This window comes from Brachybacterium vulturis (assembly GCF_002407185.1).
Lineage (GTDB): Bacteria > Actinomycetota > Actinomycetes > Actinomycetales > Dermabacteraceae > Brachybacterium > Brachybacterium vulturis.
In genome coordinates this window covers 2,760,557-2,784,642 of sequence record NZ_CP023563.1, presented here as the reverse complement: position 1 = coordinate 2,784,642, position 24,086 = coordinate 2,760,557, and the positions used below count along the sequence as shown (strand labels likewise).

Below are 24,086 nucleotides of genomic sequence, written 5' to 3'. Positions count from 1 at the left end.
GCTCGGTGGCGTCGCGGCCACCGAGGAGGGGACGATGAGCATGATCGGCAGCAGCCAGGGCCCGGCGGAGCGTGCGCAGAGGCAGCTGCATGGTCTGTTCCCCGAGGACCCCGCTCTGACGGCCGCGACGACCTGGGCGACCGAGACCCTGCGCAGCGCACAGCTGGACCCCTCGACCGCCCCGTTGCGCTCTCTGCGTGCCCTGCGACGGGCGGACCGCCGCCTCGGGGTGCTGGCTGCGCGCTATCTCGTCGAGGCCGCCGCCGGCCGGCCGGCGGCGCCCGGTCGGCGCCCCCACCCGCCCACCGTGCTCTGACCCTGCGCGGAGCATCAGCGATCGAGGTCGGGCAGTGGCGCTCCGGCGCGGCGCAGGGAGGCTCGTGGGGATCCGGCCGCTCGAGCACCGGGCCGCGTGCTAGCGGACATGCCAATCTCCCTGTAGGCGGACACGGACTTCCCTGCTGACGGACAGTTGATCTCCCTGTCAGTAGCCATGGGATCGGGCCGTGTCGGTCCCGAAATGCGCGTCCCTCCGGGGTTTGCTCGAGGTCTTCTACCACCACGAGCAGGTACCCACCGGAGGGACGCATGAAGAAGTCTGACAGGGAGATCATGGAAATTCTGGAAGCGTTCGACGCCACTGGCAGCGCGCACTCGGCCGCGGAGCTCGCAGGGGTGGACGCGAAGACGGTGCGCCGTTACGTCGCTGCGCGGGATGCGGGCGCTCCGGTGACGGGCCCGGGCCGGCGGCCGCAGATGCTCGATGGGTTCCTGCCGAAGATCGAGGAATGGGTCGATCGCTCCAGCGGCAAGGTCCGCGCGGACGTGGTCCATGAACGGCTGGCCGCGCTGGGATTCACGGGGACGGAGCGGACCACTCGGCGGGCGGTCGCGCGAGCCAAGGCTGCGTGGCGGGCCGGGCACCGGCGCACCTACAGGCCGTGGATCACGGAGCCGGGGCTGTGGCTGCAGTTCGACTGGGGCGAGGGCCCAAAGATCCCTGGCCCGGACGGTGCGCTGCGGCGGACGTGGCTGTTCTGCGCGTGGCTGGCATGGTCACGCTTCCGGGTGGTGGAGGGTGTTTCATTGACTGTGTAAGGGTCCGGTCTCTAATCGAGGTGTGACCTGCGGGCTCGCCTCTGAATAGGACCGATGACATGACCGATACCACTGATGCCCAGAACCCTCTTGCCGGGGTGCTGAGCGCCGACCAGGTCGACGCCCTCGTCAACGCTGCCGAGGACCTCGGAGAGGGCCGCCACGGGGTCGAGGAGCTGCTGTCCCGGATGACTCAGGCCGTGCTGGAGCGGGCTCTGGAGACCGAGATGAGCGACCACCTGGGCTACGAGGCCGGCGACCCCGCCGGTGCCGGCACGGGCAACTCCCGTAACGGCAAGACCACCAAGTCCGTCCATACCCTCCAGGGGCCGGTGGAGCTCACCGTCCCGCGGGACCGCAACGGCTCGTTCGAGCCGGTGATCGTGCCGAAGAGGACCCGCCGGTTGGGCAGGGTCGAGGACATGATCCTGTCGCTGTATGCCCGCGGGATGACCACCCGCGACATCGGCTCCCACCTCGAGGAGATCTACGGCTCGAAGGTCTCCGCCGCGACGATCTCCAGAGTCACCGACGTGGTCGCTGACGAGGTGGCTCAGTGGCAGTCCCGCCCTTTGGAGACGGTGTATCCGATCGTCTATATCGACGCGATCTGGCTCAAGATCCGTGACGGCGGAGTCGTGACCAACAAGGCCTGCCACGTCGCGGTAGGCGTGGATCTGGAGGGTCGCAAGCAGGTCCTGGGCCTCTGGCTGGGGGTCACCGAGGGCGCGAAGTTCTGGGCCAACGTCCTGACCGAGATCCGGAACCGGGGCACCAAGGACATTCTGATCCTGTGCTGTGACGGACTGACCGGGCTGCCGGCCGCGGTGAACAGCATCTACCCCGAGACCGTGGTCCAGACCTGCGTGGTTCACCTGCTGCGCTCGGCGATGAAGTACGCCTCCTACTCCGACCGCAAGACCATGGCCAAGGACATGAAGCCGATTTACACCGCGGCTACCGTGGCGGCCGCTGAGTTGGCGCTGGAGGCCTTCGCCGAGGGCTGGGGCAGCAAGGCGCCGGGGGCGGTGCTGGCGTGGCGGAACGCGTGGGAAGACTTCATCCCGTTCCTGGCGTTCACCCCCGAGATCCGGAAGGTCATCTACACGACGAACCAGATCGAGTCGATCAACTACCAGCTCCGGAAGATCACCAAGACGAGGGGCTCATTCCCCTCGGACGAGGCGGCGATCAAGCTGGTCTATCTGGGTATCCGGAACATCGAGACCCACCGTGGTGGAAAGCTCGGAACCGGCACCCAGGGATGGCACCAAGCCCTCAACGCCTTCGCCGTCCAGTTCCCCAACCGACTTCCGCTCTGACCACCCGGCAGAGAGGCTGATCGACCGGCCCCTTACACAGAAGATTTGACACCTCCGGGTGGTGATCCCGGTCTGGGACCAGACCCTGCCGACGCTGATCACGTGCCTGGATGCGACGCTGCACCGCCTCGGCGGGGTCCCGACCTACGTCCTGACCGACAACCCCAGGACCGTCTCCATCGATCACGTCGCTGGCGTCCCGGTCCGTCATCCGCAGATCGTCGAGGTCGGCCGGCACTACGGCATGCAGGTCCATACCTGTGTCCCCTTCGATCCGGAGTCCAAGGGCGGGACCGAGGCGACGGTGAAGATCGCGAAAGCTGATCTGGTCCCCACCGATGCGAACCTCCGCGCCGACTACGCCTCGTTCGCCGAGCTCGAGGCCGCCTGCGAGACGTTCACCAACAAGGTCAACACGCGCGTCCATCGGGAATCCGCACGGATCCCCGCCGAGGCCTTGGTCGAGGAACGTGCTCGCCTGCACGTGCTGCCGGCGGCTCCACACACGATGGCGCTGGGCCAGACCCGGTCCGTGAACACCGATCAGACGGTGCGGTTCGGGTCGGTGCGGTACTCGACCCCGCCGGGACTGGTCGGGGCCGAGGTCTGGGTCCGAGCCGCGGGGATGGAGCTGGTGATCATCGCCGACCTCGACGCCCTGGCCCGTATCCCGGACTGGGCGGGTGAGCGGCGCGGGCTGGTCGAGGTTGCCCGTCATCGCCTCTCCACCCCGGGCACTCCCCGGATCGACCTGGCTCACTATCCCGACCATCCCCAGGACCCCAGCGGCGCGCCCCGGATCCCGCGACCGCGAGCCCGCACCAGCGCCGAGCGGGACTTCCTCGCCCTGGGTGATGGGGCCACGGCCTGGCTGATCGAGGCCTCTGCCGCCGGGACCGTGCGGATCCGGGCGAAGATGACCGCCGCGCTCGAGCTGGCCGCTCTGGTCGGCACCGATCAGGTTGATGCCGGCCTCGGGATCGCCGCGACCGCCGGACGGTTCGCCGAGGGTGACCTCGCGATGATCGTGGATCACCACTTAAGCGGTGCCGCGGCCGCCGACCTGGTCATCGCCGATGAGGCCCACTCCGCCCAGCCCGGCACCACCAGCTGGGCCGGATTCACCACCACCACGAGCATGGAGACCACCCGATGACTGCCACCACGACGATGTCTGCCCCGCCGCTGCCCGAGGATCTCACCGCGGTCCTGAAACGCATGCGCATGCCCTATCTCCGCGCTGCCGCCCCGGACGTGCTGGCCACCGCGAAGTCCCAGCGCTGGGACCCCACCGAGGTCCTCCGCGTCCTGTTGGCGGAAGAGGTGAGGGGCCGGGACGCGGCCACCAAGACCGCCCGCCGCAAGAGCGCCGGCCTGCCGGCAGGGAAAACCTTCGATACCTGGCAGGAGAACGCCTCCACGATCCCGGCCCCGACCCAGTCAGCGCTGGCGACCCTGGAATGGATCCACCGCGCTGAGAACCTCGCCATCAGTGGCCCCTCCGGCACCGGGAAGACCCACTTCATCGAGGCGATCGCCCACCAGGCGATCGACGCTGACATGCGAGTCTCCTGGTTCACGCTCGAGTCACTTACCGCCGCGATCGGGCGGGCCAGCGTCGATGGGTCGATCAACAAGGTCATCGCCCGGATCACCCGTGCCGACCTGATCGTCGTTGATGACATCGGCATGCTGCCGGCCGGGCAGGCCGCTGCCGAGGCGTTCTACCGCCTCGTTGATGCGACCTACGAGCGCCGGAGCCTGGCCGTGACCAGCAATCTCCACCCCGCCGGGTTCGACACCTTCATGCCCAAGACCCTGGCCACCGCGACCGTCGACCGGCTCCTCCACCACGCCCACGTCATAACCACCGAGGGCACCTCGATGCGACTGGCCGAGGCCACCGCCGGCCGCGGCGTCGTCCCCCTGACCTAACCCCGCAGGGAGATCAACCGACCGCCGACAGGGAGATGAACTGTCCGCGGACAGGGAGATCAGCTGTCCGCCCACAGGGAGATCCCGATGTCCCTTGACACCGCGCTGACGACCGCTCAGGAGCGCAGGGGAGCGGTGCACGCTCCGGTGCCTGCGCAGAGGCTCTTGCGTCGACCGAGCGGTGGATGCCCGCGCGATGTGCGCAGCACGAAGGACGGGCCCCGAGGGAGGAGATTCCCCCGGGGCCCGTCCCGTGTGCCGTGGACCGGCACGGTGGTCGACTCAGTGCACGACCTTCTCGGCCGGGGTGCGGTAGTCCCCGCCGGTCGCCTCGTCGATGACGTGCTTCTCGTGGCCGGCGTGCTCGAGCGCTGCTCGCAGCTCCGCCGGCGTGACCGGCTCGATGCGGTCCTTGAAGAAGAAGCTGGTCGCCTTGGCGCGCAGCGAGGAGATGCCCTTGCCCGCGCTGAGCGGACGGTAGTCGTCGTGCTGGACCAGGACCCAGCGGTCGTAGTCGCTGAGCGGAGCGTGGATCTCCAGCGTCTCGCCGGTGCCCGTGCGGACCACGCGAGAGGTCTCCTCGCCGTGGAGGGCCTTCTGTCGCTTCTGGCGCTGGATCGACAGACACAGTCGCTTCGTGATGAAGAAGGCCAGGACCGGAGCCACGAATATCGCGATGCGGAACGCCCAGGTCAGGTCGTTGATGGAGAGATTCAGACCGATCGCGATGATGTCGTTCGTCGCCGCGAGCGCAAGGATCAGATAGACCATGATCCAGGAGACACCGAGCCCGGTGCGCACCGGGGCGTTGTAGGGCAGATCGTTCAGATGGTGCTCACGATCGTCACCGGTCACCCAGGCCTCGATGAACGGGTACAGCGCGAGGAAGGCGAGCAGAGCACCGTACAGCGCCATCGGGATCAGCATGTTCAGCGAGATCACGTACCCGAAGATGGTGAACTCCCAGCCCGGGATCAGGCGCAGCCCGCCGTCCGTCCAGAGCATGTACCAGTCCGGCTGCGAGCCCGCCGAGACGGGGGAGGGGTCGTACGGGCCGTAGACCCACACCGCATTGATCGAGGTCGTCGCAGAGATCAGCGTGATGACGCCGAAGACCAGGAAGAAGAACCCACCGGCCTTGGCCGCGTACACGGGGAACACCGGGAAGCCGACGACGTTGCGCTCGGTGCGGCCCGGACCGGGGTACTGGGTGTGCTTGTGCAGCACCAGCAGCACCAGGTGGACGCCGATGAGTCCGAGGATCATCGCCGGGACCAGCAGGATGTGGATCGTGAACAGGCGAGGGATGATGTCCGTGCCGGGGAACTCGCCACCGAACAGGAGCATGGACAGGTAGGTGCCGACCACCGGGATCGCCTTCATCAGGCCGTCGATGATCCGCACACCGTTGCCCGAGAGCACATCGTCCGGGAGGGAGTAGCCGGAGAAGCCGGCGACCATGCCCAGGATCATGAGCGTGAAGCCGACGATCCAGTTCAGCTCGCGCGGCTTGCGGAAGGCGCCGGTGAAGAACACCCGGAACATGTGCACGAAGATCGCGACCATGAACACGAGGCACGCCCAGTGGTGCATCTGGCGGAAGAGCAGGCCGCCGCGGAGCTCGAAGGAGATCTCGAGCGTGGACTCGTACGCCCTCGACATGGTCATGCCCTGCAGTGGCACGTACGGACCGCTGTAGACGACCTCCTCCATGGAGGGGTCGAAGAACATCGTCAGGAAGGTGCCCGAGATCAGCAGGATGACGAAGCTGTACAGCGCCACCTCGCCGAACATGAATGACCAGTGGTCGGGGAAGATCTTCCGGGCCATGAACTTGACGAAGCCGCCGCCGGCGACGCGCTGGTCGAGCCAGTCGCCGCCTACTGCGCCGAGCTGGTAGACGCGGGAGCTGTCCGCGTCGACGGAAGCCTGCTTCCGGGTGCTGGGAGTCGTGGTCGTCACGAGATCACTTGTCCTTGGGCGCGTCGGACATGGGCTTGTCCTTGTGGATGTTCCAGAAGCTGGGCCCGATCGGTTCGGTGAAGTCACCGGGGGCGACGAGGTACCCCTCGTCGTCCACCTCGATCGGCAGCTGGGGGAGCGGACGGTGTGCCGGGCCGAAGATCACCTTGGCGCCGTCGGTGACGTCGAAGGTGGACTGGTGGCACGGGCAGAGCATGTGGTGGGTCTGCTGCTCGTAGAGCGCCACCGGACAGCCCACATGGGTGCAGATCTTCGAGAACGCGAGCACGCCCTCGACGCCCATCGACGCACTCTGCTCGTTCTTGGAGAGCGCCGGGTCGATGCGGACGATCACCGCTGCGGCCTTCGCGCGCTCCTCGAGGAGGTGCGGAGTCTCGTGATTGAGACCCTCGGGCATGACATGGAAGATCGAGTTCAGCGCGACGTCGGAGAGCTTGATCGGCGTGCCGTCGTGATCCCGGGCCAGGCGCTGGCGCGGGTGCTGACCCCAGAAGGTGTGGTGGAGCTTGTTGCCCGGCAGCGGGCCCAGCGTGGACAGCGGGGCGAGCACCGCGATCGGCAGAGCCACGAGCGAAGCCACCATCGCGGTGACGATCAGGGGGCGTCGCGCGATGCCGGACTCCTCCAGGCCGTCGGTGATGATGCCCACCGCGGCCTCTCGGGTCTCATCGGAGCTGCGGATGTCGTGGCGCTCCTCGACCATCTCGTCATCGGGCATGAGGGTCTTGGCCCAGTGGACCGCGGCCGCACCGATGAAGAACATGGCCGCTGCGAAACCGAGTCCGGTGACGAGGTTCGACCACCACAGGGCGCTCGGGGATCCCTCCTCGGCGAAGATGTTCATGCCGGTCGGTGTCACCACGAAGTACGCCGCGATGAACACGACGGTGCCCACGACCGACAGCAGGAACATGGTGGCGACGATGCGCTCGGCGCGCTTCTCAGCGACCTTGGAGAGGTCTGCCTGACGAGGGACGTGGGGAGGCAGGCCCGGGTTCGGGAAGCCGCCGCCCTCCTTGGGGGCGACCGCGCTGAGACCACGGGAGGACGGGCTGCCGTCGGGAGTGTTGTTCATGCTCGCATTCACTTCGCCTTCGCTCCCAACCAGACTGCACAGCCCAGGAGCAGGGACAGGATGATCGTCCACGCGTACAGGCCCTCGGTCACCGGACCGAGCGAACCCAGGGAGATGCCGCCGGGGGAGCCGTTCTCCTCGAGCTCCTCGAGGTACGTGATGACATCGCGCTTGTCGGAGGGGTTGAGGTTGTTGTCGTTGAAGACCGGCATGTTCTGCGGTCCGGTCTCCATCGCCTCGTAGACGTGCTTGGCCTCGACGCCGATGACGGGCGGGGCGTACTTGCCGCGCGTCAGCGCACCACCGGCGCCGGCGGCGTTGTGGCACATGGCGCAGTTGATGCGGAAGATCTCGCCGCCTTTGGTGGCGTCGCCCTGGCTGGTGTCCAGCCACTCCTCGGCGGGGACCGCGGGGCCGGGGCCCAGGGAGGCGACGTAGGCCGCCAGCTGGCGGGTCTGCTCCTCGGTCATCTGCGGGGGCTTGCGGGGCGCCTGCACGCCGGAGGACTGCATCGGCATGCGGCCGGTGCCCACCTGGAAGTCGACCGCGGCGGCGCCCACACCGATCAGCGAGGGGCCGAGCGCGCTGCCGTCGGCATCGGTGAGGCCGGCGGCGTTGCGGCCGTGGCAGGTCGCGCAGTTGGCGAGGAAGAGCGCCTCGCCGGCCTCGACATCGTCCTGCGTGTAGGCCTCGGCCTGTGCCGTCTGCGGCTGGAGAGCCGCGTACAGCCCGCCGGTCGCGACGAGCGCGAGCAGCAGGATCACGAGTAGCGCCATCGGGTGATGACGACGTGCGGCGAGAGCCTTCACGGTGCGGACCTCGTTTCGTGGAGGGGACGGACGGAGGAGGGGGATGCTGGGGTGGAGCCGGGCGCGCTGACCGGGCTTTCTGCGGGGATCAGAAGATTCTCCAGTCGAACGTCACCGGGATCACGTGCCCCGAATCGCCGAGCGCCATGAGCGGGTCGAGCATGTACACGATGAAGAACAGCACGATCCAGACCACGTCGACGAAGTGCCAGTAGTAGGAGATGCAGATCGCCGAGACCTGCTCGTGCGCGGTGAACTCCTCCGCCACGTACGCCCGCATCAGCACCATCAGGAAGGCGATCAGCCCGCCGATCACGTGGATGCCGTGGAAGCCGGTGGCGAGGAAGAAGATCGAGCTGAACGGCGAGGACGACATCGTCACACCGTGATGGACGAGCTCGGTGTACTCGAAGGCCTGACCGGAGACGAAGATCGCGCCGAGGATGAAGGTGAGCGTGTACCACTCGATCATTCCCCAGCCGGCGACGTTGAAGACCGAGCCCTCGCGGCGCTTGCGGGGCGGGAACGGCTGGCCCCAGGGGAACCGGCCCTCGGCCATGAAGACGCCGATCTGGCAGGTGACCGAGCTGAACACCAGGATCGAGGTGTTCAGCAGGGCGTAGCCGTGCTTGAAGTTGGCTTCACCGGCCGTGAAGGTATCCGGCGCCATCGAGCGCAGGGTGAAGAACATCGCGAACAAGCCGCCGAAGAACATCAGCTCGCTCGCGAGCCAGACCAGGGTGCCTATCTGCGTCGGGTTCGGGCGGCCGACCGCTGGGGCGGCAGCGGCGGAGGGGCGCTCAGTCAGGGTCGCTGTAGTCACGTCACCATTATGTCGTGTCGTCAGATTCGGTGTGCCGGTACACGACGACCGAGCACATCGCGGGGCCTGCGCCCCGGGCGGACCGGGCCAGCATATCCCTCCTGACGACGTGTCACGAACCAGGACACGCGTCCGATCACTCCTGGTGACCGGCCCCTGCGGGGCTGTGACCGTTCCGTGATCCGTTCCGTGAGCAGGTCGACGGTCGGGGAGCCGGTGATGCGATGATCGGGTCATGAGCGAGAACACCCTGACCTGGTCACGGATCACGTCGCGTCTGGTGCGCGGCGAGGAGCTGGAAGCGGCCGCGGCGTCCTGGGCGATGGACGAGGTCATGGCCGGCGCCGCCAGCCCCGTGCAGCTCGCCGGCTTCCTGGTCGCTCTGCAGGCCAAAGGGGTCACCAGCAGCGAGCTGGAGGCGCTGGCGGACTCGATGATCGCCCACGCCCACGCCGTCGAGGTGCCGCGGCAGGCGGTCGACATCGTCGGCACCGGCGGCGACCTCGCGCAGACGGTCAACATCTCGACGATGGCGTCGATGGTGATCGCCTCCACCGGCAGGACGGTGGTCAAGCACGGGAACCGGGCCTCCACCTCGAGATCCGGGTCGGCGGACGTGCTGGAGGCCCTCGGCGTACGGCTGGATCTCCCGGTGCAGGACGTGGAGGACCTGGTGGGGAAGATCGGTATGACCTTCCTGTTCGCCCAGGTGTTCCATCCGTCGATGAAGTTCGCGGCCGAGGCGCGCCGAGGGCTGGGCATCCCCACCGTGATGAACATCCTCGGCCCGATCACGAATCCGGGCCGGCCGCGTGCCAGCGCAGTGGGCGTCGCGGACACCGTGATCGCACCCACGGTCGCGGGGGTCTTCGCCTCTCGCGGCACCAGTGCTCTGGTCTTCCGCGGCCACGACGGTCTGGACGAACTCACCGTCACCGCCCCCTCGGACGTCTGGGAGGTGCGTGGCGGGCAGGTGCGTGAGCACGTGCTGGACCCCTCGGTGCTGCTGGAGGTGCCGCGCAGCGGGCACGATGCGCTGCGCGGCGGCAGTGCGGAGGAGAACGCCGAGGTCGCGCGTGATCTCTACGCCGGTGTCCGTACGGGGCGGATGGGCGCGATCCGTGATGCAGTGCTGCTCAACGCCGCCGCCGGGGTGGTCGCCTTCGACGGGATCGATGAGGCGGCGGCGGACGGATTCGAGGAGCGCTTCGCCGCCGCCTACGCGGAGGTCGCCGCGGCGCTGGACTCCGGCCGCCCGGCCGCGCTGGTCGAGAGCTGGGCCGCCGCCTCGCAGGAGGTCGTCGCCCGCCGCGGCTGAACAGGCATGTCGCGCAGGCTCTGCTCATCGGGCAGGGTGGCTCCCGCCCGCAGGATCAGCCGTCGATGCCGAGATCGAAAGCGGCGTCGAGGTCCTGCTTCGAGTACGTCTTGAAGGCGATGTTCGTGGTGGTGTCCAGCACGCCGTCGACCCGGCTGAGTGCTCCGGCGATCACGCCGGCCAGATCCTCGTGCGCCCGCACCCGAGCGACCGCGATCAGGTCGACGTCCCCGGTGACCGAATACACCTGCTCGATCCCCTCGATGTCGACGATCTCCTGGGCGACCTCAGGGATGCGGCTGGGCTCGACGACGATCGAGACGATGGCGGTGATCATGGAATCTCCTTCGACGGGGCGCCGGGCACGGCGGGGCGTTCCCCCCGAGCCTAAGCCTCCGCGGCGCTGCCGGTCCGGGCGAAGCGCCGGGCGAGATGGTCCTGGTCGAACCGGGCCCGGGCCGGGACCTGCCAGCTGCCGTCGACCAGCACCGTGCGCACCCCCTCGCCCTCGAGCCACGACAGCAGGATCTCCGCCTCCTGGTGGTAGCCCTGGCACAGCGGTGCGGCCAGGTCCGCCTCCCCGGCCCCGGTCATCTCCAGGGAGCGTGCGAAGGGGAGCGGGTCCTTGCCGGCGGCCACCAAGGTGGTGCCGGAGAAGCGGCCGTGACGGACGGCGAGCAGCTCCCAGCCGCGCCCGCCGATCACCGCCTCCGTGCTGGGGCGCGCGGCGATCAGCAGCGGCACCTCCGCCAGGGCGCGGAGACGGCAGGCGCGCCGCGCCGCAGTGAGATAGGTGTGGGCGAGCCGGCGCAGCTTCTCGGCATCCTCGTAGCGGCCCGCCTCCACGTGGGAGCGCAGCCGGGTCGCGACATGGTCGAGCACCTCGGTGGGATCCTCGAGGATCGCCCGTCGCAGCCGGGCGCGGTGTCCGTCGGCCGTGACCTCCCGATGAGAGGAGGTCTCGAAGGCGGCGCCCCGTCCGAGGATCGCGTCGGTCAGCAGGGCGCGCAGCGGCTCGACCTCGTGCCGGGAGGTCAACGGCCCGAGCTGGGCGGAACCGTCCGTCTCGGCCTTCGCCAGACGGGCGGCCCGCAGGCCCTGCCCGCCGGGGCCCAGGCGCAGCCAGTGCGCCTTCTGCGGGTTCAGGCCGCGGCGGTTCGCCGCCGGCTTCTCACGGCCGATGATCCGCAGCTCCCGGATCCCCGCCTCGGTCGGGGTGGCGCACTCGATGACCCGGATCGACTCGACCCGCGGGAGGATGTCCAGCACCGTGCGCCGGGTCTCCGCAGCGGTGAAATAGGTGCGCACCCGCGACCGCAGGTTGCGGGAGGTGCCGACATAGAGCACCGCCCCCTGGGCGTCGAGGAACTGGTAGACCCCGGGCACCGGCGGGACGCCCGCGGCGAGGTGCTTCTTGCGCAGCTGCGTCGGCGTCGCCCTCCGGTGAGCGGTGCCCAGGTCCTCGAGGGTGGAGGCGCCGGCGGCACCGAGCCGCTCGATGATCGCATGCAGCACGTCGACGGTGGCCCGTGCGTCGGAGAGCGCCCGGTGGTCCGGCGTGATGCTCGCCCCGACGTGCCGGGCCAGGGTGGAGAGCTTGTGGTCGCGGACCTCGTCGCGACGGAACACGGTGCGGGCGAGCGCGAGAGTGTCCAGCACGCGGGGCCGGGGCCAGCTGATCTCGCAGGCGGCCGCCTGGGCGCTGAGGAAGCCGATGTCGAAGCGCGCGTTGTGCGCCACCAGCGCCGCCTCCCCGACGAAGTCCAGGAACATCGGCAGCACCGTGCGGATGGAGGGCGCCCCCGCCACGGAGGCGTCGGTGATCCCGGTGAGCGAGGCGATATAGGCGGGGATCGGCCGTTCGGGGTCGACGAAGGTGCGGAACTCCCCGAGCACCTCGCCGCCGCGGATCTTCACCGCGCCGATCTCGGTGATCGCGTCGGCCGCCGGATCCGTGCCGGTGGTCTCCAGGTCGACGACCACCAGGGTCGCCTCCGCCAACGGGGTGCCGAGATCATCGAAGCTCAGCTGGCGGCGCGCGGACATGGGCGAAGCGTACGACGCGACCCCGACAGCGCAGCGGCGCGAGGCCGCCCCGCCGTCGGGGTCGCGATCCCCGTGCGGTCAGCGCGTCGGCTTCTCGCGCGAGTAGATGGTCTCGATGATCGGCGCGAGGTCCTTGACCACGACGTTGCGCTTCAGCTTCAGCGAGGGGGTGAGGTAGCCGTTCTCCTCGGTGAAGTCCGAATCGATGACCTCGAAGGCACGGATGGACTCCGCCCGGGAGACGGTCTGGTTCGCCCGGTCCACCACCGTCTGCAGCTCCGCACGCACCTGCTCGTCCTTCGCGGCCTCGGCGACCGTCATCTCGGGCAGCCCGTTGTTCGCCAGCCAGGTGCTCAGCATCTCCGCGTCCAGGGTGAGGATCGCCGCGACGAAGGGCTTCTGGTCGCCGATCACCACGCACTGGCTGACCAGCGGGTGGAAGCGGAGCTGGTCCTCGAGCTGGGCCGGGGAGACGTTCTTCCCGGCGGCGGTGACGATGACCTCCTTGGAGCGGCCCGTGATGGTGAGGTTGCCGTCCTCGTCGAGCGCCCCCAGATCCCCGGTGCGGAACCAGCCGTCCTGGAGCGATTCGGCGGTGGCCTCGGGGTTGTTGTGATAGCCGGCGAAGACCATCACGCCCTTGACCAGGATCTCGCCGCTGTCGTCGATCGCGACGGTGCTGCCCGGCAGCGGCGGCCCGACCGTGCCGGGTCGTACGTCCCAGGGAAGGTTCACGCAGATCGGCGCCGTGGTCTCGGTGAGCCCGTAGCCCTCGAGGATCGTCACGCCGATGCCGCGGAAGAAGTGGGCCAGGCGTGCGCCGAGAGGTGCACCGCCGGAGACCGCCCACTGGACCTGGCCGCCCATCGCGTCCCGGAGCTTGCCGTAGACCAGCTTGTCGAACAGGGCGTGCTTCGCCCTGAGCAGGAACGGGACCGTGCCCGCGGAGAGCGCGATCGAGTAGGCGGTCGCGGTGTCGGAGGCGGCGGCGAAGATCTTGCCCTTGCCCCCGGCGATGGCCTTGGCCTCGGCGCTGTTGTACACCTTCTCGAAGACTCGCGGCACTGCGAGCAGGAACGTCGGTTCGAACGCGGAGAGATCCTGCAGCAGGTTCTTGGTATCGGAGGTGAACGCGGTGGTGATCGGCCAGGAGGCGGCGAGCACGGAGATCAGGCGGGCGAACACGTGAGCCAGCGGCAGGAACATCAGCAGGCGGCTGCCCGGGGGGAGCACCTGCTCACCCAGCAGGTTCAGTGCGCTGCGGGTGGTGTCCACGAAGTTCGAGTGGGTGAGCTCCGCGCCCTTGGGCCGGCCGGTGGTCCCGGAGGTGAAGATGATCGTGGCGATGTCGTCCAGCCGCCGGCTGGTGCGTCGCGCCTCGAGGTCCTCGTCGCTCACCTCGGCGCCGCGCGTCGCCAGGGCTGCGAGGACGCCGTCGTCCAGCACGCCGATGTGCGCGAGCTCGGGGAGCTCGCCGCGGACGGACTCCACGTCCTCCTGGTGCCGGGTCGACTCGACGAGCACGTACTTCGCCGCGGAGTCGGAGACGATCCACTGGATCTGGCTGGGGGAGGAGGTCTCGTAGACCGGGACGCTGATCCCGCCTGCCCACCACACCGCCCAGTCCATGAGCGCCCACTCGTAGCGGGTGCGGGAGAGGATCGCGACCACATCACCGGACTCGATTCCCGTGGCGATCAGCCCCTTCGCGATCTGCTTGACCTCCTCGATGAAGTCAGCGGTGCTCACGGGTCGGTAGGTCCCGTCGTCCTGGGCGAGCTCGAAGATGGGGACCGACGGGTTGGTGCGGAGCCTGCCGAGCAGGAGGTCGGTCGTGTTCTCGTCAGGGCGGCTCTCGTGCTGCGGCGGCGAGGTGAACTGCTTCATCGAATCTCCTTCGATCCGGCCAGGGGCGCGAGGCGGGCACGGCCGGCGGCTGCCCGGAAGCGCTGGTGGGGTCACCACAAGCTTACGGCAGGTGACGCATACGATGGCGCATGACAGGCAGAGGGGCGGATGCCCTCGCGACAGCAGTCCTCGGCAGTGTGAGGACGGAACTGACAGGAGCGGCATGCTCTCCATCGGAGTGGACATCGGCGGGACCAAGATCGCGGCCGGGGTGGTGGACGAATCGGGGGAGATCATCACCGCGACCACCCGCAGCACGCCCGCGACCGACGCCGCCCTGATCGAGGCCGCCGTGGCGGACGCGGTCGCCGAACTGCAGAAGGACCACGCCGTCGTCGGGGTCGGGGTGGGCGCCGCCGGTTTCGTGGGTGCCGACCGACGCACCGTGAACTTCGCGGCGAACCTCGCCTGGCGCCAGCATCCGCTGGCCGAGGAGCTGGAGCGCCTCACCGGCCTCCCGGTCGTGGTCGAGAACGACGCGAACGCGGCCGGCTGGGCCGAATACCGCTTCGGGGCCGCGACCGAGGCCGCCCACATGCTCATGGTGACCGTGGGCACCGGGCTGGGAGGGGCCATCGTCCTGGACGGTCAGCTGGTGCGCGGCAGTGCCGGGTTCGCGGGGGAGATCGCACATGTGACCGCGGTCCCGGACGGCCAATGGTGCGGCTGCGGCCGGCGCGGCTGCCTCGAGCAGTACACCGCCGGCACCGCCCTGGTGCGCACCGCGAAGCGGCGGGCCGGGGCGGGCGATGCGCTGATGAGCCCGCTGCTGCAGGCAGCAGGCGGGGACAAGCGGGAGATCGACGGCCCGCTGATCACCCGGCTCGCCCAGCAGGGAGATCCCGGATCGCAGGAGCTGATCGCGGAGATCGGCACCTGGCTGGGGACGGGCCTGGCATCGATCGCGTCCCTGCTGGACCCGGACGTGTTCGTCGTCGGCGGCGGGGTCGCCGCCGCCGGGGACCTGCTGCTCGAGCCGGCCCGTGCGGCCTACGCCAAGAATCTCACGGCGCGCTCGCACCGGCCGCTGGCACCGTTCGTCGTGGCGGGCATGGGCAACCGGGCCGGGATCGTCGGCGCCGCGGATCTCGCCCGCTGACCCCCGGGCGCGACGCCCTCAGAGCTCGGCGCCGTCGTCGCGATCGCCGTCGCGCTCCCGGGGTGCGCGCAGCAGGAGGGAGATCAGCCCTGCGAGCGTGGCGAGGCCGCCGAGCCAGCCGAGCGCGCCCGGCAGGGACGGGGTCACGGCGACGATGAGCATCAGCACGAATCCTCCGAGCAGTGCGGTCCACGACCACATCGCCGCGTCCGAGGGCGTGGGCAGGTCGGGGTCCGGCTCCTTGAAGTCCCCGTAGATGACCTCGTCGTCGTCGAGCTCCCGGGGCGCATCGGCATCGCGCGGTCCGGCGGGCGGACCGAGACCCCCTGCGGAGGGGTGTGCCGCCCGGGACCGGGCCACGGACTCCGCGCTGGGCGGCTCCGGCGGGGAGTCGGCGGTGCCGCCGGGTTCCCCGTCGCCCGGCGGGGCGGGATGCTCCGGTGCCGCGGGTTCCCGCGGCGCCTGCCCGGGACGCAGCTGCAGCCCCTCATCCTTGAGCATCCGGGCGAACTCGGCATCGACGTCCCGAGGCCCGGGGGACTGCCCGTGATCCGTGTTCATCAGCGACCTCCCGGTGCCGGGACGTGCTGGTCGAGGAAGCGTGCGGAGGCCTCGAACAGCAGCTCGGCGTCATGGTCCAGCGTCGCCAGATGGAAGCTGCGGGTCAGGGACAGCCGCTCCACGGGGCCGCGCACCCCGGCGGCGACGATGTCGCTGTCCGTGGGCGGGACGGTGTGGTCGACGCGCGAGGTGGCCAGCAGCACCGGCACCTCCACCGCGCCGAGCTCCCGGCGCGTGCGCCGGAACAGCCGGCGCAGCTGCGCGACCGCCGGCACCGGAAGGCGCCGGTAGGCCTCTTCATGGACTCCGCTCCGCGCGACGTCCGAGCCGATCCCCGGCAGGGTGCGCACCACCGGTGCGATCAGCTCCGCCACGTTCGCCGCCGCAGGCAGGGTCATCCCCGGATTCACGGCGACCACGGCGGCGAGGCGGCCGCGCAGCTGCGGGTCCTCGGCGAGCGCGAGGGCGAGCGCGCCGCCCATCGACAGACCGCCCACCGCGATCGGGCCCCGCTCCTGGGACAGGGTGAGCGCTGCCTCGCGCACGCCCCGGTACCAGTCCCGCCAGGAGGTCGCGGCGAGCTCCCGCTCCGTGGTGGCGTGCCCGGGCAGGAGCGGCAGGTCGACCGCCCATCCGCGAGCGGCATGGTCCTCGGCCCAGGGCCGCATCGATTGCGGCGAACCGGTGAACCCGTGGCACAGGAGCAGCCCGCCGCGCGGGTTAGGGTGTCCGGGCGCGCGCCAGGGGCGGGAGAGTTCACTGAACGCCATGTGCCCATCGTCGCACCCGCACCGTCATGCTTCATCCGGATCCCCGCTCGACAGAGCTCCGACCGAGGAGTCCCCACGTGCTGTACGAGATCGCCAAGCCCGTCGTCATGGCGGTGGTGAGGGTGGTGTGGAACCCCACGATCAGCGGGTCCGCGCACATTCCCGACCGGGGACCGGTGATCCTGGCGTCCAACCATCAGGCGTACTCGGACACGGTCTTCCTGCCCGGGCAGGTGCGGCGCAGTGTGAACTTCCTGGGGAAGTCGGACATCTTCGAGGGGCGCTCGCCGGTGCACCGCCTGGTCGCCGCGGTGATGCGCGGCATCCGGGTGATGCCCGTGGACCGCAGCGGCGGCAACGCCTCCCGCTCCGCGATCGAGGCCGGGCTCGCCGTGCTCGAGCGCGGCGAGGTGCTGGGAATCTATCCCGAGGGGACGCGCAGCCCCGATGGCCGGCTGCATCGCGGGAAGACGGGCGTGGCGCGCTTCGCCCTCGCCTCCGGGGCACCGGTCGTGCCGGTCGCGATGCTCGGCGCGCACGAGGCACAGCGCGGACGGCGCTGGTTCCCGCGGCGTCGGCCGCGCATCCACGCCCTCGTCGGACCACCGGTGGATGTGCAGTCGGTCCTGGCGGAGTGCGCGGGCGCCGAGGAGGCGAGGATCCTGCGGGCGGTCACCGACGCGGTGATGGACAGCATCCACGCCCTGTCCGGCCAGGAGCGGGTGGAGGAGTACGCGAGCGTCATGAAGCAGCGGCTGCGCGCCGCGGAGGGCCGGTCGCCGGGCTCGGCGGAGCCCGACTCCGCGGTGTGAGCGACCGTCCCGTGGGACCGCACCTCCGTACCGGGCGGCGACTGGCTACCCTGGGCGGGTGACTCCCTTCAGCTCTGATGCTCCCGCTCGCGCCCACGCCTTCACCCTGTCCTCGGCCGACGACGGCCTGGCGGCCCTCGGCGCCTGGCGCGAGTATCCGCGGGTGCAGCAGCCGGTGTGGCCCGACGAGGCGGCGCGCGAGAAGGTCTTCGGCGACCTGCGCGCCGCCCCGCCCCTGGTGTTCGCCGGCGAGGTCGACGTGCTGCGTGACCGCATCGCCGCCGCCGCCCGGGGCGAGGCCTTCCTGCTCGCCGGGGGCGACTGTGCGGAGACCTTCGCGGACTCCACCGCCGATCGGATCCGGAACAAGATCCGCACGATCCTGCAGATGTCGGCCGTCCTCACCTACGGGGCCTCGCTGCCGGTGGTGAAGATGGGCCGCATGGCGGGACAGTTCGCCAAGCCCCGTTCGGCCGATGAGGAGACCCGTGACGGGCAGACCCTGCCCACCTACCGCGGAGATGCGGTCAACGAGTTCGACTTCACGCCCGAGTCGCGGATCCCGGACCCCGCCCGACTGTGGAAGACCTACACCACCAGCGCCACGACCCTGAACCTCCTGCGCGCGTTCACCGGCGGCGGCTTCGCCGATCTGCGCGAGGTCCACTCCTGGAACCGCGGATTCACCTCCGGCGCCGGGTACGACCGCTACGAGGAGCTGGCCGGCCAGATCGACAAGGCCGTGCGCTTCATGGACGCCATCGGCGCGGACTTCGATGCCCTGAAGGTCGTGGAGTTCTATGCCTCCCACGAGGCTCTGCTGCTGGACTACGAGGAGGCGCTGTCCCGCATCGACTCCCGCACGGGCGAGATCTACGGCTGCTCCGGCCACTTCCTGTGGGTCGGGGAGCGCACCCGGCAGCTCGACGGCGCGCACGTGGACTTCATGGCCCGCCTGCGGAACCCGATCGGGGTCAAGCTCGGGCCGACGGCCACGGTCGACGACGCTCTGCGCCTGATCGACCGGCTCGATCCGGAGCGCGAGCCGGGCCGCCTGACCTTCATCACCCGCATGGGTGCCGGCACGATCCGCGATCGACTCCCGGCGCTGGTCGAGGGCGTGCGGGACTCCGGCGCGCAGGTGGCCTGGGTGACCGATCCGATGCACGGCAACACCATCACCTCCTCCAACGGGTACAAGACGCGTCGCTTCGAGGACATCCTCGACGAGGTGGTCGGTTTCTTCGAGGTGCACCAGGCGCTGGGGACCGTCCCCGCCGGTCTGCATATGGAGCTCACCGGCGATGACGTCACCGAGGTGCTCGGCGGCAGCGGCGAGATCGACGAGGAGGGGCTCACCCGCCGCTACGAGACCCTCGTGGATCCGCGGCTGAACCACCAGCAGTCCCTGGAACTGGCCTTCCTGGTCGCCGAGATGCTCTCGCGTCGCTGAGCCGAGCGGTCAGAAGACCTTGAGGGTGATGGTCGAGCCCTTCTCGAGCTCCGCCCCCGCGGCCGCCGACTGCTCGTAGACCAGCCCGAACACCGGCTCCCCCTTGTCGTGCACGACCTCGACCGCGAAGCCTGCCTGCTCGAGCGCGGCCTTCGCCTCGGCCTCGGGGGTGCGGAACACGTCGGGCACCGTCACCATCTCCGGACCGAGCGAGGTGACGATGTGCACGCTCTCGCCGCGGAACAGCGTTCCGGAGGCGGGGGACTGGGAGATGACCGCGCCGCGCGGCACGCTGCCGGAGTGCGCCTGCCCACTGGTGACCTCGAATCCGGCGTCCTCGAGAGCGGTGCGGGCGGCCTCACCGCCGCGTCCGCGCTGATCGGGCACCGAGAGCGGCTGGCGTCCCTGGGAGAGCACCACGTGCACCTCGCCACCGGCGGGCAGCGCGTCGGCCGAGGCGGTCTGGGAGATGACCTCGCCCTCCGGCACGGTCTCGGAGTATTCCGGGGCATCCTCCACGAGGTCCAGGCCGAGCGCTCCCACCTCGGTGCGGGCGGTGTCGAGGTCGAGCCCGACCAGCTGGGGGACGGGGAAGGTCTGCTCGCCCTTGGAGACCACCACCTGGACGTCGGCACCCTTCTTGACGGCGCTGCCGGTGGAGGGGGAGGCGGAGATGACATGGCCCGCGGGGACGGTGTCGTCGAACTGCTCCTCGGTGCTGACCGACAGATCGGCGGCGGTGAGGGCGGCCTCGGCATCAGCGAGCGGCGTGCCGATGACCAGGGGGACGGTCCTGTCGGCACCGGGCCCGGTGTTCAGGTACCAGTCACCTCCGGCCCATGCCCCGAACGCGAGCGCGAGCAGCAGGCTCAGCGTCGCGAGCATCGCCATCGGCCGGGAGCGTCGGCGGGTCCCGGGCGGGAGATGGCGCCCCCGGGGTGTGCGCGGGGCGCGCAGCACCACGATCCGCTGATCGCTCTCGTCCTCGGTGTCCTCCTGCTCGGCGGAAGCCTGCTCCGTGCCGTCCGCCGCCTGCGGGTCCTCGGCAGCGGTGGGAGGCTGCTCGGCGTCCTCGCCCGGAGCGAGCAGGTCGGCGGGGAACGTGCGCGGGCCGTGGTCGAGCGCAGAGGCGACCTCCTGAAGCGAGGTCGTCAGCTGCGGGACGTCGGCGGTGCTGCTCGACTCCCGCGTCAGCGGCCGGGAGTCGAGCACCGCGGCCGGGAGGGTCGCGGCGAGCTCCTGCACCGCTCGCAGCAGATCCGCCGCGGTCGCCGGACGCTGCTCGACCTGCCGCGCCGCGGACCAGGTGACCAGGGAGTCGAGTTCGCGAGGGATGCCGGAGACGAGGGAGGAGGGCGCCGGGATGTCCTCATGGACGTGCTGGAACGCGATATGGACCGGCTGCTCGCCCAGGAAGGGCTGGCGCCCGGTGAGCATCTCGAACAGCACGATCCCGAGGGAGTACAGATCGCTGCGCTCATCGGCATGGCCGCGGGTGACCAGCTCGGGGCTGATGTAGGCGACCGTTCCCAGCAGCGCCGCGCTGGCCGAGGAGTTGCTCGATCCGGTGGCGCGGGCCAGGCCGAAGTCCGCGACCTTCACCAGGTCGTCCTGGTCGATGAGGATGTTCTCGGGTTTGATGTCGCGATGGACGATGCCGGCCTCATGCGCGGCCACCAGGGCCTGCAGCACCTGGGTGGTGACATCGAGGCTGTCGCGGAGCGTGAGCCGCTCCTGGGCGACGATGCGGGCCCGCAGCGTCTCACCCTCGATCAGCTCCATCGCGAGGTAGATGCGGTCCTCGTCCTCGCCCTGGTCGAACACGCCGACCACATTGCGATGGGCCAGGCGAGCGGCGGAGCGGGCCTCCCGCCCGAAACGACGTCGGAAGTCCTCGTCCATCGCCAGATGGGGGTGCATGATCTTCAGGGCCACCACGCGGTCGAGCCGTTCGTCATGGCCGCGATGGACGGTCGCCATTCCGCCGCGCGCGATCAGCTCCTCGACCCGGTAGCGGTCGTCGAGGAGCTGGCTGATGCCGGGGGAGGTCGACGTCGCCGCGCTCACGGGGCCAATCTAGGTGGGCCGATGCCCGGTATGCGGCACCGACACACGGCAGGCGCCGGTGCGAATCCGAGGCGGAGCCCACGACGGGCCGGTTCCGGGGTGCGCTCGGGGGCACGGACGTGGCATTGTGGTGCCGTGGACGATCTCGATGACCTCATCCCCGAATGGCTCCCTCTGCCCGACGTCGCCGAACGGCTGGACGTGGAGGTCTCACGCGTCCGACGCCTGATCGAGGAGGGGCAGCTGATCGCGCTGCGCCGCGGGAGCCCCGTGGTGCGCAGGGTGCCCGCCCTGATGGTCACCGAGGACGGGCTCATCCCGCACCTGGCCGGCACCATCACGATCCTCCGCGACGGGGGTTTCTCCGACGAGGAGCTGCTGGCCTGGCTGTTCACCGAGGACGAGAGCCTGCCGGGTCGCCCCATCGACCAGCTCCGCAGCGGTCAGCGCGGCGAGGTGCGCCGACGCGCGCTCGCCCTCGCGCTCTGACCTCGCCGCCGTCCCGGCGCCGTCCCGCCGCGGTGGTGGGCGCCTGCCGGATCAGGCGGTGAAGGACTCCACATCGGTGGCCGTCGCGGCGAGCGCTCCGAGGCCGGTGCGGCCGGTCCCTCCCAGCATCGACGCGTTCGCGAGCAGGTCGCGGCCGTGCTCCGCCCGCTGTCGGACCTCTCGCACCACCGACTCCACCGCCCCGGTGGAGACCATCAGGTCGTGCACCGCCGCGATCTGCTCCGCGGAGCTCCCGGCGCGGCCGACGACCTCGGTCAGCAGGGCCCGGCCCTCCACCCCTGTCGCCGCCTCGGTGCGCGCCAGCAGCACCGTGCGCTTGCCCTCGACGATGTCGCCGCCGATCGGCTTGCCGGTCTCGCGCTGGTCGCCGACCACGCTCAGCAGGTCATCGCGCAGCTGGAAGGCGGTGCCGACCTCGATGGCCCAGCCCGAGAGCGTCTCCAGCGCGTCCTCGGAGGCACCCATCAGCGCGGCGCCGATGCGCACCGGCCGCAGCACGGTGTACGGGACCGTCTTCCACCGGATCACGGAGAGTGCGGCCTGTTCCGCGTCGACGGCGGAGGAGAAGCCCCCCGCCTGCTGCAGGATGTCCAGGAACTGGCCCGACATCACCTCGGTGCGCAGGGCGTCGAACTCGCGGCGGGCCGCGGCGACGGCGTCGGGCTCGCCGGCGATGCCGGCGGCGATCTGCTCCGCCCAGCTCAGCGCCAGGTCACCGAGCACGATCGCGACCGCGATCCCGTAGTCGTCCGCGGAGCCGGCGAGCCCGGCGTCGCGGTGGCACCGACCCGCCTGGACGTGGAGCGCCGGCCGGCCGCGGCGGACGGGGGAGTGGTCGATGACGTCGTCGTGCATCAGCGCCGCCGCCTGGACCAGCTCGATCGCTGCACCGTAGCGGGCCAGGGCGTCGATCTGGGCCTCCGTGGGCTCCTGGCCGAGAGCCGCGACCCCTCCCCAGAAGCAGAAGCGGGGGCGCAGCAGCTTGCCGCCGTCGAGGTAGTCGAGCAACCGGGCGGGCAGCTCCGCGGTCTCGGGGGAGATCGCCGACAGCTCGCGGCGGCGCTCCGCGAGCTCGTCGCGGGTGATCTCTGCGACCCGGGCGACCAGCCGCTCATCGAGGTCATGCGGCACGGCGTCGACGTCAGGGGAGTCAGCGGAGGTCATCGAGGGGTCCTTTCCGGGCGGGCCCCACGATCCTCCCACGTCCCTCCGAGCGGCAGCGCACCGGGGCCGATGGTTCCTCCCCACACCGGGTCCGTCCCCATTCGCCGGCGCGCCTCCCCGCAGCGGCAGGGAGTCGGACAGGGTCTCCTGCATGACGACCGACACCACGCCCGCTGACCATGGCCGCCCCCGCCTCGGGGTGGAGGATCCCGCCGAACTGCTCGCCGAGGCCCGTCTCTGCCTGGGGGAACCGCCCACCGACTGCCTGCTCCTCGCCGGCGGCGAGGGGAGGGGCTCCTCCGCGCTGATCACCCGCTCCCCGCTCCACGATCTGCTGGGCCCCCGCGGGGGCGCCCACCTGCAGCGCCACCTGGCACTGATGCGGGAGCGGGGCTCCGGGGCCGTGCGTGCCCTGATCGTGCTCGGCGACGGCCACCAGGCACTGCTCGCCCCCGTCGTCGAGGACATCCTGCGACGGGCCGGGACGCTCGTGCACGAGGCCGCGCAGGCGCTCGGAGACGAGGCCCGCACCATCAGGAGCGTCCACGGCGCAGCGGGCTCGACCTGCTGGACGCTGCACCGCGTGCCCTCCCGCTCCGGGGGTGCGGAGGTGCGCCTGACGGAGTCCGGGCCGCTGCGGGAGTTCGCCGATACCCGCACTGCGGCGACCGCCGTGCTGCGCGGGCACCCGATCCCGCGGGGCGAGGCGGACGCGGCACGGCTGCACGAGATCGGTCGAGGTCTGGAGCTGCCGGCCGTCGACATCGCCTCCGCCGCGGATCCCGGCATCCTGTTCGCGACCGCGCGAGCGGCGCTCGTCCCGCTCCTGGCGGGGCCCGGGAGGCTCTCGGGCCAGGACCGGATGACGAAGTGTGAACAGGTGGCCGCGCTGCTGTCCGCAGTCGCCGTGGACCGCCTGCACTGGGAGCTCCTGGCGCAGTGCGTCGAGCACGGCGGCGCGCGCGAGATCGACCGGGAGACCCTTCTCCAGGCTCTCGTCGCCGATCGGGACCGGGCCCCGCATCCTGATGTCTGTGCTGGTGGTGAATGGTATGTGGGACTGGAGCGGATGCGTTCGATCGCCACAGCGGCGACCTTAGAGGGGAGCCCGGCCCAGCGCAGCACGGCACGGTCCGCATGGCGGGCGCTGACGGCGCTGCTGGTGCTGCTGGCGTGGTGGAACCACCGCTTCGCCACCGCGGGCGGTCTCGTCGACGAGCTCCGGGAGCAGGAACCGGACTCGACTCTGGCACCCTTGCTGTCACGGATGACCGACACCCCGATCTTCCCCGCCTGGTGGCCCAGCGCCTGACCCGAGGACGCGGTCCGCGGA

21 protein-coding genes and 1 pseudogene are annotated in these 24,086 nt (G+C 70.5%); 11 read left to right on the top strand and 11 right to left on the bottom strand.

Features of this window, described 5'->3' with window-relative positions:
• Nucleotides 1-34 precede the first annotated feature (34 nt).
• The 5 genes and pseudogenes from CFK38_RS12515 (at nt 35) to istB (ending at nt 4,355) form a co-directional block, all read left to right on the top strand.
• On the top strand, nt 35-316 hold the full coding sequence (locus CFK38_RS12515) for a hypothetical protein (RefSeq protein ID WP_245851034.1): 282 nt from the start codon (nt 35-37) through the stop codon (nt 314-316).
• Nucleotides 317-588: 272 nt separating this feature from the next.
• Nucleotides 589-1,074: pseudogene (locus CFK38_RS12510) on the top strand (IS21 family transposase); the annotation flags it as partial.
• Nucleotides 1,075-1,157: 83 nt separating this feature from the next.
• Nucleotides 1,158-2,420 carry an IS256 family transposase gene (locus tag CFK38_RS12505; protein ID WP_096802761.1) on the top strand — a complete coding sequence of 421 codons (1,263 nt, stop codon included), beginning with the start codon at nt 1,158-1,160 and terminating at the stop codon, nt 2,418-2,420.
• Nucleotides 2,421-2,478: 58 nt separating this feature from the next.
• The gene (locus CFK38_RS12500; protein ID WP_245851032.1) at nt 2,479-3,576 is read left to right on the top strand and encodes a Mu transposase domain-containing protein; all 1,098 of its coding nucleotides are present in this window, start codon (nt 2,479-2,481) and stop codon (nt 3,574-3,576) included.
• A complete protein-coding gene (gene istB, locus CFK38_RS12495) occupies nt 3,573-4,355 on the top strand; it encodes an IS21-like element helper ATPase IstB (RefSeq protein WP_096803372.1) in 783 nt (260 codons plus the stop codon). Before CFK38_RS12500 ends, istB begins: the two co-directional genes overlap by 4 nt.
• A gap of 282 nt (nt 4,356-4,637) precedes the next feature.
• Here istB and qcrB read toward each other — a convergent pair whose 3' ends face one another.
• The 4 genes from qcrB to ctaE all read right to left on the bottom strand — a co-directional run bounded on the left by qcrB (nt 4,638) and on the right by ctaE (nt 9,045).
• Nucleotides 4,638-6,317, bottom strand: coding sequence for a cytochrome bc1 complex cytochrome b subunit (gene qcrB, locus CFK38_RS12490; RefSeq protein WP_096803371.1), 1,680 nt, complete (start codon nt 6,315-6,317; stop codon nt 4,638-4,640).
• 4 nt (nt 6,318-6,321) lie between these two features.
• Nucleotides 6,322-7,413 (bottom strand): cytochrome bc1 complex Rieske iron-sulfur subunit, encoded by a 1,092-nt coding sequence (gene qcrA / locus CFK38_RS12485; protein ID WP_096803370.1) that lies wholly within the window; start codon nt 7,411-7,413, stop codon nt 6,322-6,324.
• Between the two features lie 8 nt (nt 7,414-7,421).
• Nucleotides 7,422-8,222, bottom strand: a complete 801-nt coding sequence (qcrC, locus tag CFK38_RS12480) for a cytochrome bc1 complex diheme cytochrome c subunit (protein ID WP_096803369.1) — start codon at nt 8,220-8,222, stop codon at nt 7,422-7,424.
• Between the two features lie 88 nt (nt 8,223-8,310).
• Nucleotides 8,311-9,045 (bottom strand): aa3-type cytochrome oxidase subunit III, encoded by a 735-nt coding sequence (gene ctaE, locus CFK38_RS12475; protein ID WP_096803368.1) that lies wholly within the window; start codon nt 9,043-9,045, stop codon nt 8,311-8,313.
• A 235-nt stretch (nt 9,046-9,280) separates the two neighbouring features.
• Between ctaE and trpD the strand changes: the two genes are divergently transcribed.
• Nucleotides 9,281-10,363 carry an anthranilate phosphoribosyltransferase gene (gene trpD / locus CFK38_RS12470; protein WP_096803367.1) on the top strand — a complete coding sequence of 361 codons (1,083 nt, stop codon included), beginning with the start codon at nt 9,281-9,283 and terminating at the stop codon, nt 10,361-10,363.
• A 55-nt stretch (nt 10,364-10,418) separates the two neighbouring features.
• On the opposite strand, the gene CFK38_RS12465 is transcribed toward trpD, so the two are convergent.
• The 3 genes from CFK38_RS12465 to CFK38_RS12455 all read right to left on the bottom strand — a co-directional run bounded on the left by CFK38_RS12465 (nt 10,419) and on the right by CFK38_RS12455 (nt 14,296).
• Nucleotides 10,419-10,700 carry an Lrp/AsnC family transcriptional regulator gene (locus CFK38_RS12465; protein WP_096803366.1) on the bottom strand — a complete coding sequence of 94 codons (282 nt, stop codon included), beginning with the start codon at nt 10,698-10,700 and terminating at the stop codon, nt 10,419-10,421.
• Nucleotides 10,701-10,750: 50 nt separating this feature from the next.
• A complete protein-coding gene (locus tag CFK38_RS12460) occupies nt 10,751-12,409 on the bottom strand; it encodes a DEDD exonuclease domain-containing protein (protein WP_096803365.1) in 1,659 nt (552 codons plus the stop codon).
• 78 nt (nt 12,410-12,487) lie between these two features.
• Nucleotides 12,488-14,296, bottom strand: coding sequence for an AMP-dependent synthetase/ligase (locus CFK38_RS12455; RefSeq protein ID WP_096803364.1), 1,809 nt, complete (start codon nt 14,294-14,296; stop codon nt 12,488-12,490).
• Nucleotides 14,297-14,480: 184 nt separating this feature from the next.
• On the opposite strand from CFK38_RS12455, the gene CFK38_RS12450 reads away from it, so the two are divergent.
• Nucleotides 14,481-15,416 (top strand): ROK family glucokinase, encoded by a 936-nt coding sequence (locus CFK38_RS12450; RefSeq protein ID WP_096803363.1) that lies wholly within the window; start codon nt 14,481-14,483, stop codon nt 15,414-15,416.
• A gap of 18 nt (nt 15,417-15,434) precedes the next feature.
• Here CFK38_RS12450 and CFK38_RS12445 read toward each other — a convergent pair whose 3' ends face one another.
• Together CFK38_RS12445 and CFK38_RS12440 are read right to left on the bottom strand one after the other, a co-directional pair.
• Nucleotides 15,435-15,977, bottom strand: a complete 543-nt coding sequence (locus tag CFK38_RS12445) for a hypothetical protein (RefSeq protein ID WP_096803362.1) — start codon at nt 15,975-15,977, stop codon at nt 15,435-15,437.
• Nucleotides 15,977-16,747: an alpha/beta hydrolase gene (locus CFK38_RS12440; RefSeq protein WP_096803361.1), complete on the bottom strand. Its 771-nt coding sequence runs from the start codon at nt 16,745-16,747 to the stop codon at nt 15,977-15,979. The genes CFK38_RS12445 and CFK38_RS12440 overlap by 1 nt, the downstream gene beginning before the upstream one ends.
• 77 nt (nt 16,748-16,824) lie before the next feature.
• On the opposite strand from CFK38_RS12440, the gene CFK38_RS12435 reads away from it, so the two are divergent.
• Nucleotides 16,825-17,559, top strand: a complete 735-nt coding sequence (locus CFK38_RS12435; RefSeq protein WP_096803360.1) for a lysophospholipid acyltransferase family protein — start codon at nt 16,825-16,827, stop codon at nt 17,557-17,559.
• 58 nt (nt 17,560-17,617) lie between these two features.
• Complete coding sequence (locus CFK38_RS12430; RefSeq protein WP_096803359.1) at nt 17,618-19,012, top strand: class II 3-deoxy-7-phosphoheptulonate synthase; 1,395 nt, start codon at nt 17,618-17,620, stop codon at nt 19,010-19,012.
• Nucleotides 19,013-19,021: 9 nt separating this feature from the next.
• Here CFK38_RS12430 and pknB read toward each other — a convergent pair whose 3' ends face one another.
• The gene (pknB, locus tag CFK38_RS12425; protein ID WP_096803358.1) at nt 19,022-21,079 is read right to left on the bottom strand and encodes a Stk1 family PASTA domain-containing Ser/Thr kinase; all 2,058 of its coding nucleotides are present in this window, start codon (nt 21,077-21,079) and stop codon (nt 19,022-19,024) included.
• 135 nt (nt 21,080-21,214) lie between these two features.
• Here pknB and CFK38_RS12420 point away from each other — a divergent pair, with 135 nt between their 5' ends.
• On the top strand, nt 21,215-21,568 hold the full coding sequence (locus tag CFK38_RS12420; protein ID WP_096803357.1) for an Rv2175c family DNA-binding protein: 354 nt from the start codon (nt 21,215-21,217) through the stop codon (nt 21,566-21,568).
• 51 nt (nt 21,569-21,619) lie between these two features.
• Here the strand turns inward: CFK38_RS12420 and CFK38_RS12415 are convergent, their stop codons facing one another.
• The gene (locus tag CFK38_RS12415; protein WP_096803356.1) at nt 21,620-22,753 is read right to left on the bottom strand and encodes a polyprenyl synthetase family protein; all 1,134 of its coding nucleotides are present in this window, start codon (nt 22,751-22,753) and stop codon (nt 21,620-21,622) included.
• A gap of 151 nt (nt 22,754-22,904) precedes the next feature.
• Between CFK38_RS12415 and CFK38_RS12410 the strand changes: the two genes are divergently transcribed.
• Nucleotides 22,905-24,065, top strand: a complete 1,161-nt coding sequence (locus CFK38_RS12410; RefSeq protein ID WP_096803355.1) for a hypothetical protein — start codon at nt 22,905-22,907, stop codon at nt 24,063-24,065.
• Nucleotides 24,066-24,086 lie beyond the last annotated feature (21 nt).